The sequence below is a fragment of the Microcoleus sp. D3_18_C2 genome (genome assembly GCF_036702395.1).
Classification (GTDB): domain Bacteria; phylum Cyanobacteriota; class Cyanobacteriia; order Cyanobacteriales; family Microcoleaceae; genus Microcoleus.
Genome location: NZ_JAUBTG010000028.1, coordinates 45860 through 64184, shown reverse-complemented (window position 1 = coordinate 64184; position 18325 = coordinate 45860). Strand labels below are relative to the sequence as shown.

Sequence of the window (18325 nt, the reverse complement as noted above, 5' to 3'; positions counted from 1 at the left end):
AGCACCCGGTACATGATGATATCTGGTTCGGTTCGGGCGGGTTTTATAGATTATCAATTCTTAGCAAATATTCTATGTAAAACCCGCCCCTAGCAAATCACTTTTACAAAACTCGCAACGTGCTAGCAATACTATCGACTGCTTCCATCGCGCGAATTTCATCGAGTGCTTGTTGAAAATTCCCTTCCCTAACATCGTGAGTCACGACGACAATTTCTGCTAAATCGCCGTGAATTCCCGTCTGCACAACTGATTCCAAACTAACTTTGTGGTTGCCGAAACAAGTGCCGAGTTGGCCAATTACCCCCGGAGTATCGCCCGTCAGAAAACGGGCGTAAAAGCGAGTAACAAGTTCCTGCATCGGAGCAATTTTGCAGTAGTGTTGGTGACTGCAACTCAGCAAAGGATGGGGAATCGGAACAGTTTCGGTTTTCAGGATAGCCGCGACATTCATGATGTCTGATACTACTGCGCTAGCTGTTGGGCCCGCACCGGCGCCGCGCCCGTACAGCATCAATTGCCCGATCGGCTCTCCTTCGACTAAAATTGCATTGTAAACCCCGTTAACACTCGCCAGCGGATGAGTTTTCGGCACAAAACTCGGATGCACTCGAATTGACAGCAGTTCGCTTTCTCCCTCCGCTTGCTTGCCATTGTAGCGGGAGGTTTCTCGAGCAATAGCCAACAATTTAATCACAAATCCCAGCTTGTCGGCGTAGTCAATATCAGCCGCACTAACTTTTCTGATACCTTCGCAATGAACATCTGCTAATTTGATGCGTCCGCCAAAAGCTAGCGAGGCTAAAATAGCAATTTTATCGGCCGCATCTAATCCATCTACATCTGCTGTGGGGTCAGCTTCAGCATAACCTAATTGCTGAGCGTCGGCGAGCACTTCCGCAAAGTCTGCGCCTTCTGTTTGCATCCGCGTCAGGATGTAATTAGTTGTGCCGTTGACGATGCCGGTGACACTTTTAATGCGGTTTGCACCTAAAGATTGTTTGAGGCTTTGAATGACTGGAATGCCGCCGCCGACAGCAGCTTCTAGCATTACGTAAACGCCTTTTTTGTTGGCGGCCTCGAAGATTTCATTCCCGTAGCGGGCGATAACTGCTTTGTTGGCAGTGACGACGTGCTTGCCGCTGGCAATAGCCTGTAAAATGAGCGATCGCGCCGGTTCCAATCCGCCAATCAATTCTACTACAATATCAATTTCCGGGTCAGTTGCGATCGCTTCTAGGTCAGTTGTCAGCACATTTTCTGGCAATTGTAAAGACCGAGTTCGAGAAATATCGCGCACTCCCACCCGATAAATTTCCAATTCCTGCAACAGCGGATGGCGGCCATCTGGGGAGAGCAAAATCTCTGCTGTTCCCGCGCCAACTGTACCCAAACCTAACAAACCAATTTTGAAAGCCACGACTTTGACCCGTAGAAACTCAATTAACCTACAATCATTGTATGCTAATCAAGCAATTTGTCATTTAAGTAAGCTCAATATCCAGATCCCCGACTTCTTTAATAAGTCGGGGATCTAATTTGAGATGACAATTCACAGTTCTGAATCCATGTCTACCCCCATTTCTCGGAGTCGCTGGGCCAATCTTTCGGCCCGCTGGCGTTCTGCATTATTAACTTGCTGTTCTAGCTGCTGATTTTGCTGTTCTAGTTCCTGATTTTGCTGTTCTAGCTGCTGTCGCTGTGCTTCTTCTTCTCGAATTAAATCTTCTACTAGCGGCGGAGATAGCACTTGATTAACCGATAAAATAAATTCAGCGAACTGTACAGACTGAACTTGCTGTCCCGGCAAAAATTCCTGGTGAGAATAACTGCCTTCATTTTCTGGACGGCTACACACTCGTATTTTTAGTAAATTGGGGTCTACAATCCAATATTCAGGGATATCAATTAAGTCATATTCTGCCCGTTTGCGAATGTAGTCGTCCCGCCAATTTTGACTGGTAACTTCGATAACTAACAGCGGTTTTTCTTCAAAGTCCAAGACTGCGGAACCAGGTTGGGTACAGACTTGTTCCCACAGACTCTGAGTGCAAATCACAACATCAGGAACGCGAGAAGAGTTTTCCTCAGTTCGGACTGCGGTAGTGACAATTGCAACTAGCGGGAGGTTGTGTGCTGCAAAGAAGCGCCGGAACTGATAAACTAAAAATTCACAAATTTTGATATGTATTGCTGTAGGTGTTGGCCTTTCAATCAGATTGCCCCGATATAATTCATAACAAACACCTGATTCTCCCTGGTAGTCCAGATACTCTTTAAAGGTCAGTTGTTGGGTAGAAATTAGGGTCATGTCAGCGATCTCCCTTTCTCGGTGAGCTTACTTCATATTTTACACTACTGTTTAAAACAACTGTTTAAAACAATTGTAGGGCGAGCTCAGCCCACCCTACAAATCAGATTAAATCAGGTAACACATTAATAAGTTTCAACGTGCCAACGGTGCTCTTTCTTCAACTGTTTCTGATAGCCAGCCCAGTCAACACCGTGCTTGCCAGCCGCGGCCGACATTCCCTCATCAATTCCGCCTTCCATACCCTTCAAACCGCAGATATAAGTGTGAGTATTCGGCTTTTGAACTAATTCCCACAATTGGTCTGCGTTCTCTTGAATCCGGTTTTGAATGTACATCTTGCCGCCGTCAACATTCTTTTGCTCGCGGCTGATGGCATAAGTCAAGCGGAAATTATCGGGGAACTCGCGCTGCAATTGCTCCAACTCTTCCTTGTAAAGAATGTTGGGAGTGTAAGCAACTCCAAAGAACAACCAAGCTAAACCTCTGAATTTGTAATCGGGATTGTTTTCTTTAAACATCCGCCACAAATAAGCCCGGAAAGGAGCAATACCTGTACCGGTACCCATCATAATAATGGTGGCTTCTTCGTCGTCGGGCAACAACATTTCCTTGCCTACGGGGCCGGTGATTTTGACATCATCCCCCGGTTGCAAACCGGTGAGAAAAGTCGAACAAACGCCGAACACTTGTTCGCCAGTCTCTGGGCTTTTGTACTCTAGGCGGCGCACGCACAGCGAGACTGTTTTGTCGTCGAGGTTGTCGCCGTGACGGGTGGAGGCGATCGAGTAAAGCCGAATTTTGTGAGGTTTGCCGTTTTTATCCGTGCCATCAGGAATAATCCCGATACTTTGACCTTCGAGATAGTGCAAATTGCCTCCAGAAATGTCGAAGGTGACGTGGCGAACTGTGCCGTCGCCGCCTTCTCTGACTAATTCTTCTGTAGAAATGCACTTACCAATATAGGGATTGGCCGGTTTGTAGAGGTTGACAGGAACCTGAACTTTTTCCTTGGCTTGAGTCATGGGCTTAGTTTCTTCTCCAGATTTCTGACTCTGTAGCCCTGCTTCTGGTGCGACTTTGCCATTTGTTTCGGGAGCGCTGTTTGAGGGGCGGATGCTGACAATTCTTCCACCCATCCGAGCAATCCGGCGCATTTCCTGATTCATGCGATCGTAGGGCACGGAGATAAATACGCTGCCGCTACGGCGAATCGGGTTACTTATTTGGTCAGTTGCTTGGCTCTGACGCATACCCTCCACTTCGTAAACAAAGATGCGGCTGCCTGATTCTGAGTTGGCCGCCACACCAGATATGCTTGGGCTGTACATTGGTTGATTTTCCTTCACGATACAGAGTTATAAAGAAAGAGAATGTGACGTTAGACTCAATTTACTTTTTTCTTAAGGCCATCGGGACTAATTGGCCTCGCCAATTTTTGGGCCCCGCCACGCCGGCGGGAAGGTTGAAGTTGCGATCGCTCGCGTATCAAATCCCTACTAGCCGAACGCCGCGCTCACCGAGCCCGCTTTGCGTTCGGCTGTTGACCTATAGCTATTGTTGTCTGCGTACTGCCAATATTTTACCCGATCGGGGGATCTGCCCCGATAAGTCGTTTTGATTGCCGATCGGTGATGGAGTGTGGCATCGGGCAACAAATAGCTCCTATTGACCGAAAGCAGCCAGGTACAAGATCCTGGATTTATGACTCCCAGGCTGACTGACGGGTCAATTCTACAATCTACAATCTAAAATCTAAAATCTAAAATCTATCGACGTTGAGCTTGTAGTGGGCGATCGCATTCTGGTAAGATCAACTACTAAAGTTAGTGTTAATAGATATTAGGATCTTATGCCCCAAGCAATCCCAAATGCCTTGTGCGATGGGATAGGGAGCTGCGTAGTTCAGCCCAGGCGGGTCAATCCGCTCGAAGTAAAAAAGAAAGGGGAGGGATTCACGCCTCCCATGTCATACATAAATGACTATACTTTTACAAGCTATTAATTACTTGCCTTGAAGATTGCTTGGGTCTTCCCGGGCAGGCAATCAACTCACTGCTGTATGCTGGTGAGAACTCGATGCTATCGCGGTAGCACAGCAGCACAAAGCCTGCTTGCCGCTACCTGCGGGCTGAAATTTTGTGGAATCTAGACTTGAGTTAGTTAGTAAACAGTGATTTTGTTAGAGGGAAACTATGACAAGTAAGCCGGATCGCGTGGTTTTAATTGGCGTTGCCGGAGATTCCGGATGCGGAAAATCTACTTTTTTACGCCGATTGACAGATTTGTTCGGGGAAGATTTCGTGACTGTAATCTGCCTTGACGACTATCACAGTCTCGATCGCAAGCAGCGCAAGGAAACAGGGATTACAGCCCTTGACCCCAGAGCTAACAATTTTGACCTGATGGCCGAGCAAATGAAGGCGCTCAAAGAAGGTCACGCGATCGACAAGCCGATCTACAACCACGAAACCGGTATGATCGACCCGCCCGAAAGGGTAGAGCCGAATCACGTGATTGTGATTGAGGGGCTGCATCCGCTGTACGACGAGCGAGTTCGATCGCTCCTCGACTTCAGCGTCTACCTCGACATCAGCGACGAGGTAAAAATTGCTTGGAAAATCCAGCGCGACATGGCGGAACGGGGCCACCGTTACGAAGACGTGCTGTTTGCGATCAATGCTCGCAAACCGGATTTTACGGCCTACATCGACCCGCAAAAGCAATATGCTGATGTGGTAATTCAAGTGTTGCCGACCAACTTGATCAAAGATGACAAGGAGCGGAAAGTTCTGCGTGTGCAGATGATCCAGCGCGAAGGCATCGCCAATTTTGAGCCTGCGTATTTGTTTGACGAAGGTTCAACAATTAACTGGGTTCCTTGCGGCCGCAAGCTGACTTGTTCCTATCCCGGAATTAAGATGTACTACGGGCCCGATGCTTTCTACGGTCACGAAGTCTCGATTTTGGAAGTAGATGGTCAATTCGAGAATCTCGAAGAAGTTATTTACATCGAAAGCCATTTGAGCAAGACTTCTGCGAAGTATGAAGGCGAGTTAACTCACCTGTTGCTCCAGCACCGCGAATATCCTGGTTCTAACAATGGAACTGGTTTGTTCCAAGTGTTAGTGGGATTGAAGATGCGGGCGACTTACGAGAAGTTGACTGCGAAAGAAGCGAAAGTGGCTATGAGTGTTTAGAACGCAGACATGAAAGATTTGAGAGGCGCAATTGCGCCTCTTTTTTTGTGGAGAAATGAACCGCAGAGGGCGCAGAGGGCGCAGAGTAGAGTTAGGGGAGGGTGTTTGGAAGTAGAGAGGTTAAGAAGGTTTTTCCGGCTTCATTCAGGTCGCTATCTAGGGAAAAAGTTAGACTGCGAACTCGGATAGCGCCATGTTTTATGTCTAGTCGCGTTGTGAGGTCTTGCGGGTAAACGAGAATTGCATTTTGGCAATTTAAGGCATTTGCGTAAGCAACTATTTGATTACGGTCATCACGGCCTACTCTATTGGGAGCTTTGTATTTTGTATCGAGGACGTACAGGATTTCATTTGTTTCAATATCGCGTATAATTAAGTCAATCTCATCGAAATAATCTTTGTCATGTTTAACTGGGTATTGTGATTCGACCTCAAAGCCTTTTGGTGTATTTGCTTTGAGCCATTCAGCGACAAATTGTTCGTATAATTTAGCCATGTCTATGAGAAAAGGGAGCATTTCGCGATCGCCAGTTTCGTGACTTGGCCCTGTGTTATCTAAAAAGAATCGACATAAGGCGTGTAAAAGTTGATAATCTTGATTCAAACGGTGATAAGTGCGATCGATACAAGCTTCTGATTTAAAATGTTTTAATGTGACAAATCCTTGGAGTGCGTGAAAGGCTTTTCGCACAGTGGATGAAACAGATTCACGGCACAAACCGCTGCGGCCAATGATGAAGAGTGTCCAAGCGAGTATTTGATTATCTTCGATGTCGCCTGTTTGTTCGTTATAGTGGCATTTTAGTTTAACATCCCAAGGTTTTTGCAGGGCTGACCGCAAATCGACGCGGCCGCGAATGTAGGCGAGTTTTTCTGTTTTGGATAAGTAATCGCGATATAATCCTTTGCGACAGCGTTCTAGAATTTTGTGGGCAAGAATGTTAGCTAATCGTTCATAGACTTGTTCTAAAGATTCGCACTCAATCTGTCCCTTCGGAAAATTGATATTAAGTTTGTAGGCATAGTCAAGCATTCCGAATAAGTTTGTTATCGGAACTTTTGGGCGGATAAAAATGTTAAATTCTGGAGTAATTGGAATATTACCAACTCTGCCTTTAGATTTTAATTCCCATTTATATTTAGTTTTAGGGTTGGGAAATTCTATATCTATCTCCTTGGCATAATTCTGGTATATTTTTTGTCCTACTGATTCCGGGATAAAATCTCGTTCAAAGCTTTCGGATTTATATTCTGTGAGTTCGATCATTTGGGGCGATTCTGGTTTCATAGATGCTGTAACGCCGTGTTTTCGGTAATAATGGTAGCGTTAGATTATGAATTGCTTAATTTGTCTTTAATTTTATCCCAGAGAAATTCATCCATTTTTTCCTGCTGATCAAAGAAATATTCTTCTAGGTATGGCTCAATTTCCATTTGCCAAATATCTTGGATATCTTCAGCTAAGGTTTTTGTCAAAAAGAAAGAGATGCCTAATTCATAGTGTTTGTTGTTAATTGCGCGCTTGACATCTTCTAGAATGCTAGTTAATTTATCAACTGGAAAACCTGTTTCCTCTCTGTGGTGATACTGTCGCAGCACTTCATAGTTTGGATAGACAGGAATGAATGCGAAGCGGCGGCGGAGGGCTTGATCGACTAAGGCAATAGAACGGTCTGCGGTGTTCATTGTGCCGATAATGCGGACATTTGTAGGGATTCTAAATAGTTTACCGCTGGCTAGTGTAATAAAGCGTGCTGTGTCTTGTCGGTCATCTAGGAGATACATTAACTCGCCAAAGACTTGAGATAGATTTGCGCGATTAATTTCATCAATAATGATAACACAAATGTCTTCACAGATTTCGGCTTTTTCGCAGAATTCTAGGAACCTACCGGGAACTATTGGATAAGTTAATTGCCCATCTTGACTTTGGGGACGGATGCCTTGAATAAAGTCTTCATAAGTATAAGCTGGATGAAATTGGATAATGTCTGAGAAACCGTCACCGCCGCCGATTAAGTGTTGGGCGAGTTTTTGGGCAAGGAAGGTTTTTCCGGTTCCGGGCGGGCCTTGGATGATGGTTTGGCCTTTGCGGTTAATGGTGTGTATCCATTGGGTTAGTTGGGTTGTTTTAAGACCAGTAGTTTGTGAAATTTGTTCTAGTTGATACACTGGATTAAATTCTTTTTCATATACTGAAAAATATTCACTTAGAATAATTGGAGTAAAATACTTGTTGTCAGCGTAAAAATTAAATATAAAAAATAATGGGAATAGTTTTTTAAATGCTTGTGCTATTTTTATAATTATTTTTTTAGCAGAATATCTTAATAGTTCTTGTGATTTAAGTGATGTTTCAATCTGAATTTTAGTATCTTTTATTTTAAGTCCAGACAATATAATATCAGGATCATCTGAACAAATTATATCTATTAATAGTCCATGGAAATTCTTTTCGGGTGCACTTATGGAATCACAAGCCCACTTGTTAAATTTAAAATCAGTTGTTTCCTGAGTCAAAGAGAAGCTATAATTATTTGGAAGGTGATAACGTGTAAGGGGTTCGATTAGATTTTTATGAAATATATAAGGGTAGATGCGTTTTTTTTTCAACACCTCAAAATTGTCAGTTTGGGAATAAAACCCCAAAGTTAATTTCTGGTTTTCAAGATTCAGCATTAACTGAGCACGACTTATACAACGCCCAGTAGAAATGATATTTTTTAAATAAAAAACTATACTGTAGCCTGTCGGTTTCAAATCACCTATTGCTGTACGAGAGCCAAAGCCCTCATATTTGATATTTATATATTCTTTGATAAAATCAGGCAACTGCTCTTCTACCTGGCTTAAAATATAGTTTAATGGCTCTTCTACATATTTTAATCTATCTTTTGTGTGTGCTATGTAAAAATCAGGGCTTTGACCTGCATATTTTTTTGATAATAGGTTAAATGTCTCTGCTGAAAAAGGACATTCAGGATGTACAAAAACTTTTTCCATTTTTTCTGTATGTTTAAGGTGACTCAATTGTTATTCTTAAATTATTGTAGCCGATCGCCCTTCCCGACACCAGATATCTGAGATACGATCGCACCCACCATCCTTACCCACATCAATAGCCCTCCCAAACCAGTAACACAGGCAAAACCGCTAACAACAGTTCCCGGAAAAGTTAAAACTGTGTCGAAACAATCTAAACGTGCTATATTCAACTGCGTAAACCCTGAACTGCGCTTTCAGGTAATGCAAATTTATAAACGAGTCAACTGAATGCTCTCTACTTTCAAGAAACTAGCTTCAATTGCAATCATCTTTGCCGCCCTAGAACTTTTACTTAACTCTCCCCCTTTCAGAGAAATAAAAAATTATATCGCAAATAGAAACCCAGCAAGTGCCACCTTAGACAATGGAACTCTGCAGCAAAAACCCAGCAGCCCGCCTCCGGTAACTCCCAAAAAACCACCAGAGCAAACCTTTGATGTAGTAGTGTATGGCGATGAAGTACCGGGGATATGTGCGGCGATATGGGCGAAGAAAACTTTAGGCCCAAAGGGCAAAGTTGCGATCGTGCGATCGACCTACGGAAGAGATCCTTTGGGCGGCTTACTCACCCGCGGCGGTTTAGCTTACATCGATTTAGATAAAATCCCCAATTGGCAACGCCAACCCTACGCCCAATGTTTTAAAGAATTCTTAGATAAAGCGAATGCGCGCGAATCTTGCTTAGACCCAAAAAGGGCAGATCAAGCTCTCAGACAAATGCTTTCAGCAGCAAAAGTCAGAGTTATTTCCAACTCAACTCTTACTCCCCACGTCGTAGATAAAAAAATCGAATATGCCCAAGTAAAAGGCAGTAGCTTAAGAATTAAAGCCAACTCTTTTATTGACGTAACTCAAGACGCTGAATTAGCCAGAAAAGCCGGATTATCTTATTATACAGGATATGAATCTCAAAATATAAAATCCAAAAATGAAACTTTAGCAGTCTCTGTAGTTCCGACAATTACAGGTATAACGATGTCCGAATTCCGCAGAATAGAAGATGACATTCTATACAATCGGCCTTTGGTAAAAAAGATTAAAGAAAGCATTACAAAATATAAAGATCCAGCCAGTACAAAATTCTGGCTGAAGAATTTTTGGAGTACGATTTATCAGCCATATACAGACGGCTACGACATCAGAAGTGTAGCTATAGGAGCAGCGTATCACATAGATAGAAATCTGCCCTTTAGTCAAAATAAAGGATTCTTTTTTGATAAAGGCAATGTCTGCGTTTATAACAAAAATGTGCTGTCCTGGAACGGGTTTCTGTTTAAATACCAAGTTGACCAAATCATGAAGATGGAAGCTAACGGCAGAAAACCGACTCCTGAGATGATTAAAGAAATGTCACATCTCCAACACTGGCTACAAAAGAAGTCGGGTAAAGATGTGAGAGTATTTATTCCAGACGAGATTTATATCAGGCAAAGTTTGAACGTTCGCGAGGTGGTAGATCCGCTAACGGGGAAGGAGATTATCAAAGGGGGAACAGTACCCGGAAAGTCGATCGGCAGTTTTTCCTACGATTTCGATATGCGGGGCGGAGTCAAGCATTTATCTACGAGAATTCCGCCGCTGCCAGTGTATAATTTCGGGATAGAAAGCGCTTTGGCTAGCAAAGTGAATAATTTAGCCATTGTCGGGCGATCGTCCGGTTATGTCGGTATGGCTGTATCCGTCGGGCGAATTGCGACGGTGAATATTTATCAAGGACAAGGTGTGGGCGTGGCGGCTGGTTTGGCTAGCAAGTTCGGCGTGCCGCTGAATTCGATTACTTCGGCTGAAACGAAAAAAACTCTGGAGACTTTAACGGGGAAAACGACGTATTTGTCGGGGAGAGATACGAGTTATGGGGTGGATTATAAGGAAGTGAAATAATCGACATATAGCAGTCGCCCGTGTTGCTAAACTATGTTAAACCAGGCCTACAAACTAGAAACTTTTGTTTAAGTTTGAGAACAAAAAACGCAATTCCTGGAGTTTGATAACTGTTATTCATTGCGATTCTTAATTATTGCAATTTGTTTTACCAGTAGGACTAAGGCAAAAAGAAAATCGGTTTCTCTGCAGAATCGTGGCTTTCTCCCAGAGAAGGCAGGTTTTGGATTAGGAATTTATGTCAAATAAGATATTAAAAGGATTTAACCACTGAAGATGTCGAAACCTCATATTCGACGGCGCAAGATTCCCCAACTCTTAGATATCCTCTCGATCTTCGCTCTGCTGCTGCTCGTATTCTGTAATAATGTTCTGAATATCCTCTGCTGCAATATCGACTTGTTCGGATTTGGTGTAAAGGGTCAGCAAAATGATTCCCGTTGCTGTTTGGACGTAGTAAATTAAACGGTATCCACCACTTTTACCTTTTTGAGTGTCGCTATTTCGGGCTCTCAACTTGAAGACTGCATAACCCACTCCAGCAATTCGATCTCCTGGCAGTTCTCCCCGTGTGAGTTGTTCGATAATGGGTTGAATATCATTGCGAATGCTGCGGTATTTTTTTGCAAGAGTGCGTAAATTGCGATTGAAGGTTGGTGAAACTATAACTTGAATTAAGGGCAAGTCAGTCATTTTCTATTCCTTCCCACATTTGAGCAACCGAAATGGTTTGCCCAGTCATGGCTTCGTGCCAAGCTTGCCGAAAATCTTGTATAAGCGCTGCTTTAGATTGGTTCTCTCCGTCAATTTCTGAGGGTTCTGGAATACTAAAAGAATTAGCAGGAGGCATCTCTTGGATTTCTGCTGAGAAAACCTCTGGCAGATTATTTGGCGAAATGATTACCCCCTGACGTTGCTTTTGGCTTAGAAACTCTATAAAACTCGCAACTAATGCCAGATGTTCTGGAGAAAGTCGATCGAGCCATCGATCGATTTGATGTCGAAGTGCTGCTACATTCATAATCCCATCAAACCTTTTAATTTTACCTTGATTTTAACGTAAACCCGCCCCGCCTGGAATATCGCTCTTCCCTCTGCCTCTGCGCCCTCTGCGGTTCAAACCTCTTCTCTTCCCCCCGCTGTGGCACAATCTTATATATAAAACCTGCACCCTCTCGCCAATGACCGCAAACCTACCCCCCCAATACGACCCCCAAGCCACCGAAGCCAAGTGGCAAAAATACTGGGAAGACAACCAAACCTTCAAAGCTGACCCCGAAAAAGGTGGCGAACCTTACTGCGTAGTTATCCCGCCGCCCAACGTCACCGGCAGCCTCCACATGGGACACGCTTTTGAAGAGACGCTGATTGATGTCCTCGTCCGCTATCACCGCATGACTGGACGCAATACCCTGTGGTTGCCGGGAACGGATCATGCTAGCATCGCAGTTCAAACTATTCTGGAAAAGCAACTCAAAGCAGAAGGCAAAACTCGCCACGATTTAGGCCGAGAAAAATTCTTGGAACGGGCCTGGGAGTGGAAAGCTGAATCGGGCAATACTATTACTAATCAATTACGCAGTTTGGGCGTGTCTGTTGATTGGTCGCGTGAACGCTTTACGATGGATGAAGGCTTATCCGCTGCGGTTTTAGAAGCGTTTGTCCGCCTGTACGATGAGGGGCTGATTTATCGCGGCAATTACCTGGTGAATTGGTGTCCGGCTAGTCAGTCTGCTGTGTCGGATTTGGAGGTAGACCAACAGGAAGTTGAGGGCCATTTGTGGCATTTCCGCTATCCTTTGACGGACGGTTCTGGTTATTTGGAGGTGGCGACGACTCGGCCGGAAACGATGTTGGGGGATACTGGGGTGGCGGTGAATCCACAGGACGATCGCTACAAGCATCTTATCGGTAAAACTGTCACTTTGCTGATCGCAAATCGCGAAATTCCCATCATTGCTGATGAGTTTGTCGATCCGACTTTCGGAACTGGTTGTGTCAAGGTGACACCCGCCCACGATCCGAATGACTTCGAGATGGGTAAGCGTCACAATTTGCCGTTTATTAACATCATGAATAAGGACGGCACTTTAAATGAAAATGCCGGAGAGTTCCAAGGACAAGACCGATTTGTTGCCCGGAAAAATGTGGTGCAGCGGTTAGAAACTGACGGGGTTTTGGTTAAAATAGAAGATTATAAGCATACTGTTCCCTACAGCGAACGCGGCAAGGTTCCGGTCGAACCTTTGATATCTACGCAATGGTTTGTGAAGATAGATCCTCTTTCTCAGCGTGCTTTAGAAGCATTAGATCAAAGTAACTCACCCGTCTTTGTTCCTGAGAGATGGACAAAGGTTTATCGCGATTGGTTGGTGAAGCTGAAGGATTGGTGTATCTCCCGCCAATTGTGGTGGGGACACCAAATCCCGGCTTGGTATGCTGTTAGCGAAACTAACGGCGAAATTACTGATACGACACCTTTTATAGTTGCGAAAACTGAAGCTGAAGCTAAGGAAAAAGCTACGGCTAAATTTGGTAATGACGTAGAGTTAGCCAGAGATCCAGACGTATTGGATACTTGGTTTTCGTCTGGGTTGTGGCCTTTCTCAACTCTGGGATGGCCTGACGAAACTAATGATTTGGAGTTTTACTATCCGACAACTACTTTGGTAACAGGTTTTGATATCATCTTTTTCTGGGTTGCTAGAATGACGATGATGGCAGGACATTTTACTGAAAAGATGCCTTTTGATACTGTTTACATTCACGGTTTGGTGTTGGATGAAAACGGTCAGAAAATGTCTAAGAGTAAAAATAACGGTATCGATCCGCTGCTGTTGATTGGTAAGTACGGTACTGATGCTTTGCGCTACACTTTGGTTAAGGAAGTGGTTGGGGCCGGTCAAAATATTCGCATGGAGTACGATCGCAAAACTGATGAATCGAAATCGGTGGAAGCTTCCCGGAATTTCACGAATAAGTTGTGGAATGCGGCGCGGTTTGTGATGATGAATTTGGAGGGACAGACGCCGCAACAATTGGGAATTCCTTACCCCCCCCAACCCCCCCTTACTAAGGGGGGGAGAGAAGAAGATTCCCTTGTTGAGGGGGGGAGAGAAGAAGATTCCCTTGTTGAGGGGGGGAGAGAGGAAGGGTTGGAATTGTGCGATCGCTGGATTCTTTCTCGCTACAATCAAGTTGTGCAGCAAAGCCGCAATTGTTTGGAAAATTACGGTTTGGGGGAAGCGGCGAAGGGACTTTATGAGTTTATTTGGGGCGATTTCTGTGACTGGTATATTGAGTTAGTCAAGTCTCGCTTGCAACAGGATGCTGAACCAAATTCTAAGAAAATGGCACAGCAAACTTTTGCTTTTGTGTTGGAAGGGATTCTGAAACTGCTGCATCCTTTTATGCCGCACATTACTGAGGAAATTTGGCACACTCTGACTCAAACAGGTGATGGCGAATGTTTGGCTTTGCAAGCTTATCCTGAAGCTGATATCTCGCTAATTGATGCTGATTTGGAACAGCAGTTTGAGTTGTTGTTCGGTACAATTCGCACTATTCGCAATTTGCGGGCAGATGCTGATATCAAACCCAGTGTGAAGGTGACGGCGATTTTGCAAAGCGAAAGCGAGAAAGAACGCCAAATCATCTCAGATGGAGGTGTTTACATTCAGGATTTGGCAAAAGTCGAAAATCTGACAGTTACTGCTAGTTTGGATGCAGAACCCCCCCTTAATCCCCCCCTTGGTAAGGGGGGGCAAGGGGGGTCAATTGCTGGGGTTGTCGGTACTGTGCAAGTATTGATTCCCCTGGCTGGGGTGGTGGATTTGGCGGCTTTGCGTGCTAAATTAGAGAAGAAGTTGAGCAAGGTGGAAGCTGAAATTAAGCATAGTGCGGCGCGCTTGACTAATCAGAAGTTTGTGGATAAGGCTACTCCTGATGTGGTTCAGGGGGCGAGGGATGCTTTGGCGGAAGCCCAAAAACAAGCGGAAATTTTGCGCGATCGGCTAAAGTTGTTTTAAGGAGTCATTAGTCGCGGGTGGGTTGAGAAACCGGGTTTCTACGAATTTTTCGGTTGAGTAACGAAAAATATTGAAAGAAACCCGGTTTCTGAGGAGATTATCATTTTTATTAGGCTGGGCGATCGCTGTATAAAAACATCCCAAAATCCCGTAGGGGCGGGTTAACCAGCCATCTATGAAATACACAAACAATCTCGTAAACCCGCCCTCTCCTCAGCCATTATTTACATCACAATTTTACCTCTAAATTCATCGTACATTTTTATTGTTGGTGGGCGGGGGCGGGTTTATAGTATTATTGATGTTTACCATAAATGGTTGGCGAACCCGCCCCTACAAATTTGGTTTCAATAATAGAACCAATTGTGCTAACACGGGCAATTAATCACCAATTACCAATTACTAATTACCCTCATGTTATATTTAGCCCAAGTACAAAAGAAGGAAATTTTAGGCGAGATAAGTCTGCAATTGCTGGCTTGCCAAAATTCTGATGATACTTGGGCTATGCTTTGTAAAGAAACTCTCTTGACAGTACCGTCAGATTTAGATCAAAATGTTTTAAATGAAGGAATGCTAGTATTAGCAAATGTTGACGAAAATAGCCAGGTTTTGCATATTCAAGCAGCTACAAACTGGGTACTACAATTAGTAGAAAAATATTTAACAACAGGTTTTACTCCCGATTTTTTGCAGCAAGAAGCCCAGAAAGCCGAAGATTGGCGGCAATCTCTCACTTTGCAGAGTCAAGAATTGTCTCGCCGCTTGATTGAAGTTGAAGCCCGCCGAGAACAAATTCAAAATTTAGAGGCAAAACTCCAGCAGGAAAAGCAATTGTTGGAAAGTTCGATCGCCCAATTGCCTATTCCGCCCGCTACTCCACTAATTTGACTTAAAATTTGATTTAAATTAACACACCAAACGTAGGAACACGGCACTACCGCGTCCCCACTAACCTAATATGCAATTTGCTGGACATCATATAATTTGTAACTTGACAAATACCCCTTACCAGTTGCTGAATCGCCAGCAATACGGCCCGCGACTAAAGCACTTTTGACTTCAGCCAAGCAGCGGGGAGACACCGCAGTTTCTGAGAATTGCTAACATAAGCGCGCTTCTGAAACACATCGTACTGATTGCGTTCGATCGCATTTAAGATTCTGCTGTAGAGCATTGTAGCAGCCCAAACTGTCCAGCGAATATCGGGACTGAGCACTTTAATTCCGGGTTCGGCGCTGGCGTATAATTTGCGAGCTCGCTGAATTTGAAACCGCATCAATTCCCGCCAGCGGTTGTCAATTACACCGTTGAATAAATCTTCTTCGGTGTAGTTAAACAAGGCTAAGTCTTCTAAGGGAATGTAAATGCGGCCGCGACGGGCGTCTTCTCCGACATCGCGCAAAATATTAGTCAACTGCTTGGCAATACCCAGGGCTATCGCTTCTTCTTTGGGAATTCTATTCCCCCAGTGCCAATTCCAGTTAGCAGCGGAGTTCGATTCGCCTACACCCATGACAGACATCGACATCAGCCCTACAGTACCCGCTACTCGATAACAGTAAAGATTGAGCTCTTCAAAAGTTTCGTAGCGGCTGCGGTACAAGTCCATTTGCTGGCCCGCAATCATCTCTCGAAACGGCCCAATGTCGATCGGGAAACGAGACAGCGTATCCACCAACGCTACGTCGTAGTCGTCGTGAGGATGGCCGGCAAACACCGATTCTAGCCGTTTTTCCCACAGATTGAGGGTTTCAGGGGTCGTTGCATCAGAACCCGGCCCGTCTACGAGTTCGTCGGTGCGGCGGCACCAGACGTAAATCGCCCAAATCGCCCGACGCTTGGCTTCGGGCATGAGTTGAGTGCCTAAATAAAAATTTTTGGCATAACTCGCCGTGACTTGGCGGCACAGTTCGTAAGAGTCATCCACAGAAGCCAGAGTTCTCATGCACTGGAGTTTTGACAGTTGCAGCATCCGAGAATAAGAAATTTAAAGATTAGAACTGATTTTCCCCCGTTTAGAAAACGGGAGATTTTTTACGTCTTTATGAAAAATTCTTAATTTTTCATTTGTTATTGGCCGTCGAAATAGCCTGCGCTGTCAGCTTACCAGAAAGCACGGCACCTTCCATACTCGCAAGATAACGCTGCATCGTATAATCCCCCGTTAGATAGAAATTGCTAATGGGAGTTGTTTGTGTGGGACGGCACTGCTGGCGTCCGGGAGTTGCTTTGTAGACGGAACGAGGGGTTTTGACTACGTGATATTTGAGCAGTTTGGCTGGTTCTGGGATTTGATCGGGAAAGAGTTTTTCTAACTCGACCATTGTGGCTGCGACGATATCTTCGTCAGATTTGCCGATCCAGTCTTTGGCCGGTGCTAAAACCAGTTCCAGCATTGATTTGTCTGGGTTGGCATATTCGCGGCAGGTGTTGCTCATGTCGGCGTAGACGCTCAGCAGGGGCGATCGCGAGAACAGCAAATGGTCGATATCAGTTAATTTGCGATCGAACCACAAGTGTACATTAATGACGGGTACTCCCTCCAAACCTTCGAGCTGTTTGAAATAATCCATTTCGCCCCAAGGTTTCGGCATCATCAACTTCAGCGGGTCAACCGGCATCGCGGAAACGTAAATATCGGCGGTCAGAATTTCTGACTCTGCCCCTTTTACTCCCCGAATCTGGAAGCCCCGCACCGTGTTGTCATCGTTGAGCAAAAACTCCCCGATGGGTGCATTCAGCCGTACTTCACCACCGCGCTCAGTTATGTAGTCTACCATCGGCTGACACAACCTCTCTGTGGGGCTACCGTCTAAAAAGGCCATTTTCGAGCCGTTTTTCTCTTGCAGGAAGCGGTTGAGGGCTGTCAGCAGTATGGTTGCCGATATTTCGTGGGGGTCAATGAAATTGAGCGCCTTGGACATGGCGATGAATACTTCTTTTTCGACTCTGGGGGGGACGTTTTGCTTTTTCAGCCAGTCGGAAAACGAGTATTTGTCCATTGCTTCGACATAGTTTTGACCCTGAAGCATCGCCGGAATCAAACCTATACCGAAGCGGATTTTTTCGGGCCAGGTGAGCATATCGTTGTTGCTCAAGATGGCTGCGACGCCGTTGAAGGGGGCAGGAAGGTCGGGAAAGTCAAAGCGGGAATAGGTTCCGGGGGTTTCCGGCTGATTGAAAATCATCGAGTGCTCTTTCCATTGCAGCCTGTCTTCAATGTCAAGTTCTTTGAAGAGTTGGAGCATATTCGGGTATGCACCGAAGAAGATGTGGAGGCCGGTTTCATACCAGTCGCCATCTGCATCTTTCCAGGCGGCCACTTTGCCGCCGAGTACGTCCCGACTTTCTAGGATGATGGGGGTGTGGCCCGCGTCGGTAAGATATTTAGCGCAGGAAAGTCCTGCTAAGCCTGCTCCGGCGATCGCAACTCGCATTTGATACTACTTGGCCTCTGTGTTCGCTTCGTTTTCATTATACTTTACAACTCGTTACAATATTTTGGGAAATCTGTAGGGACAAGGAACTGCCCATAGGTGTCAACCAACACGTTAAACCCGCCTACCCGACAGTCCTCCCGCCTACCCGACAGTCCGGCAAGGGTTGAAACCCCTGCCTCAAAGCAAAAGTCCTCTCAAAGAGGACTAATGAGTTCTTCAGTCCTCTTTCAGAGGACTTTCGCTATAAGCCCCGTGGAATTCATTCCCTGGCGGACTGCCGGGTAAGCGAGAAGACTGGCGGAGGAAAGAGGACACCGCACCGTGCCCATAGGTGTCAACAAACACGTTAAACCCGCCTACCCGACAGTCCTCCCGCCTACCCGACAGTCCGGCAAGGGTTGAAACCCCTGCCTCAAA

15 protein-coding genes are annotated in these 18325 nt (G+C 45.2%); 4 read left to right on the top strand and 11 right to left on the bottom strand.

The annotated features are described in order from the left end of the window. Nucleotides 1-103 precede the first annotated feature (103 nt). The 3 genes from QUA88_RS17555 to petH form a co-directional block, all read right to left on the bottom strand. On the bottom strand, nucleotides 104-1420 hold the full coding sequence (locus QUA88_RS17555) for a homoserine dehydrogenase (RefSeq protein WP_333208217.1): 1317 nt from the start codon (nucleotides 1418-1420) through the stop codon (nucleotides 104-106). 132 nt (nucleotides 1421-1552) lie between these two features. Next, nucleotides 1553-2311 carry a Uma2 family endonuclease gene (locus QUA88_RS17550; RefSeq protein ID WP_333272899.1) on the bottom strand — a complete coding sequence of 253 codons (759 nt, stop codon included), beginning with the start codon at nucleotides 2309-2311 and terminating at the stop codon, nucleotides 1553-1555. Nucleotides 2312-2436: 125 nt separating this feature from the next. Then, complete coding sequence (gene petH, locus QUA88_RS17545; RefSeq protein ID WP_333056676.1) at nucleotides 2437-3642, bottom strand: ferredoxin--NADP reductase; 1206 nt, start codon at nucleotides 3640-3642, stop codon at nucleotides 2437-2439. 864 nt (nucleotides 3643-4506) lie between these two features. Here petH and QUA88_RS17540 point away from each other — a divergent pair. Further along, nucleotides 4507-5511, top strand: coding sequence for a phosphoribulokinase (locus QUA88_RS17540; RefSeq protein ID WP_333056675.1), 1005 nt, complete (start codon nucleotides 4507-4509; stop codon nucleotides 5509-5511). A gap of 91 nt (nucleotides 5512-5602) precedes the next feature. On the opposite strand, the gene QUA88_RS17535 is transcribed toward QUA88_RS17540, so the two are convergent. From QUA88_RS17535 to QUA88_RS17525, 3 genes are read right to left on the bottom strand one after another with little or no spacing between them, the layout of a single operon-like run. Beyond that, nucleotides 5603-6799, bottom strand: a complete 1197-nt coding sequence (locus QUA88_RS17535) for a 5-methylcytosine restriction system specificity protein McrC (protein WP_333272896.1) — start codon at nucleotides 6797-6799, stop codon at nucleotides 5603-5605. Nucleotides 6800-6843: 44 nt separating this feature from the next. Beyond that, the gene (locus QUA88_RS17530) at nucleotides 6844-8514 is read right to left on the bottom strand and encodes an AAA family ATPase (protein ID WP_333272893.1); all 1671 of its coding nucleotides are present in this window, start codon (nucleotides 8512-8514) and stop codon (nucleotides 6844-6846) included. Nucleotides 8515-8555: 41 nt separating this feature from the next. Then, nucleotides 8556-8726, bottom strand: coding sequence for a hypothetical protein (locus QUA88_RS17525; protein WP_333272890.1), 171 nt, complete (start codon nucleotides 8724-8726; stop codon nucleotides 8556-8558). A 58-nt stretch (nucleotides 8727-8784) separates the two neighbouring features. Between QUA88_RS17525 and QUA88_RS17520 the strand changes: the two genes are divergently transcribed. After that, nucleotides 8785-10437, top strand: a complete 1653-nt coding sequence (locus QUA88_RS17520; protein ID WP_333272887.1) for an FAD-dependent oxidoreductase — start codon at nucleotides 8785-8787, stop codon at nucleotides 10435-10437. Nucleotides 10438-10755: 318 nt separating this feature from the next. Here the strand turns inward: QUA88_RS17520 and QUA88_RS17515 are convergent, their stop codons facing one another. Both QUA88_RS17515 and QUA88_RS17510 read right to left on the bottom strand, forming a co-directional pair. Next, nucleotides 10756-11130 (bottom strand): type II toxin-antitoxin system RelE/ParE family toxin, encoded by a 375-nt coding sequence (locus tag QUA88_RS17515; RefSeq protein ID WP_333056670.1) that lies wholly within the window; start codon nucleotides 11128-11130, stop codon nucleotides 10756-10758. Beyond that, complete coding sequence (locus QUA88_RS17510) at nucleotides 11123-11458, bottom strand: hypothetical protein (RefSeq protein ID WP_333056669.1); 336 nt, start codon at nucleotides 11456-11458, stop codon at nucleotides 11123-11125. Before QUA88_RS17510 ends, QUA88_RS17515 begins: the two co-directional genes overlap by 8 nt. Before the next feature lie 160 nt (nucleotides 11459-11618). Here QUA88_RS17510 and QUA88_RS17505 point away from each other — a divergent pair, with 160 nt between their 5' ends. Next, the gene (locus QUA88_RS17505; RefSeq protein WP_333272882.1) at nucleotides 11619-14465 is read left to right on the top strand and encodes a valine--tRNA ligase; all 2847 of its coding nucleotides are present in this window, start codon (nucleotides 11619-11621) and stop codon (nucleotides 14463-14465) included. 414 nt (nucleotides 14466-14879) lie between these two features. Beyond that, a complete protein-coding gene (locus QUA88_RS17500) occupies nucleotides 14880-15356 on the top strand; it encodes a hypothetical protein (protein ID WP_333056667.1) in 477 nt (158 codons plus the stop codon). 154 nt (nucleotides 15357-15510) lie between these two features. Here the strand turns inward: QUA88_RS17500 and crtB are convergent, their stop codons facing one another. From crtB to QUA88_RS17485, 3 genes are all read right to left on the bottom strand, one after another. Beyond that, complete coding sequence (gene crtB / locus QUA88_RS17495) at nucleotides 15511-16440, bottom strand: 15-cis-phytoene synthase CrtB (protein WP_333056666.1); 930 nt, start codon at nucleotides 16438-16440, stop codon at nucleotides 15511-15513. Nucleotides 16441-16531: 91 nt separating this feature from the next. Continuing rightward, nucleotides 16532-17905 (bottom strand): 15-cis-phytoene desaturase, encoded by a 1374-nt coding sequence (pds, locus tag QUA88_RS17490; RefSeq protein ID WP_333233707.1) that lies wholly within the window; start codon nucleotides 17903-17905, stop codon nucleotides 16532-16534. A gap of 219 nt (nucleotides 17906-18124) precedes the next feature. Then, nucleotides 18125-18325: hypothetical protein (locus tag QUA88_RS17485; protein WP_333272879.1), on the bottom strand; the 201-nt coding region annotated here is incomplete at its 5' end.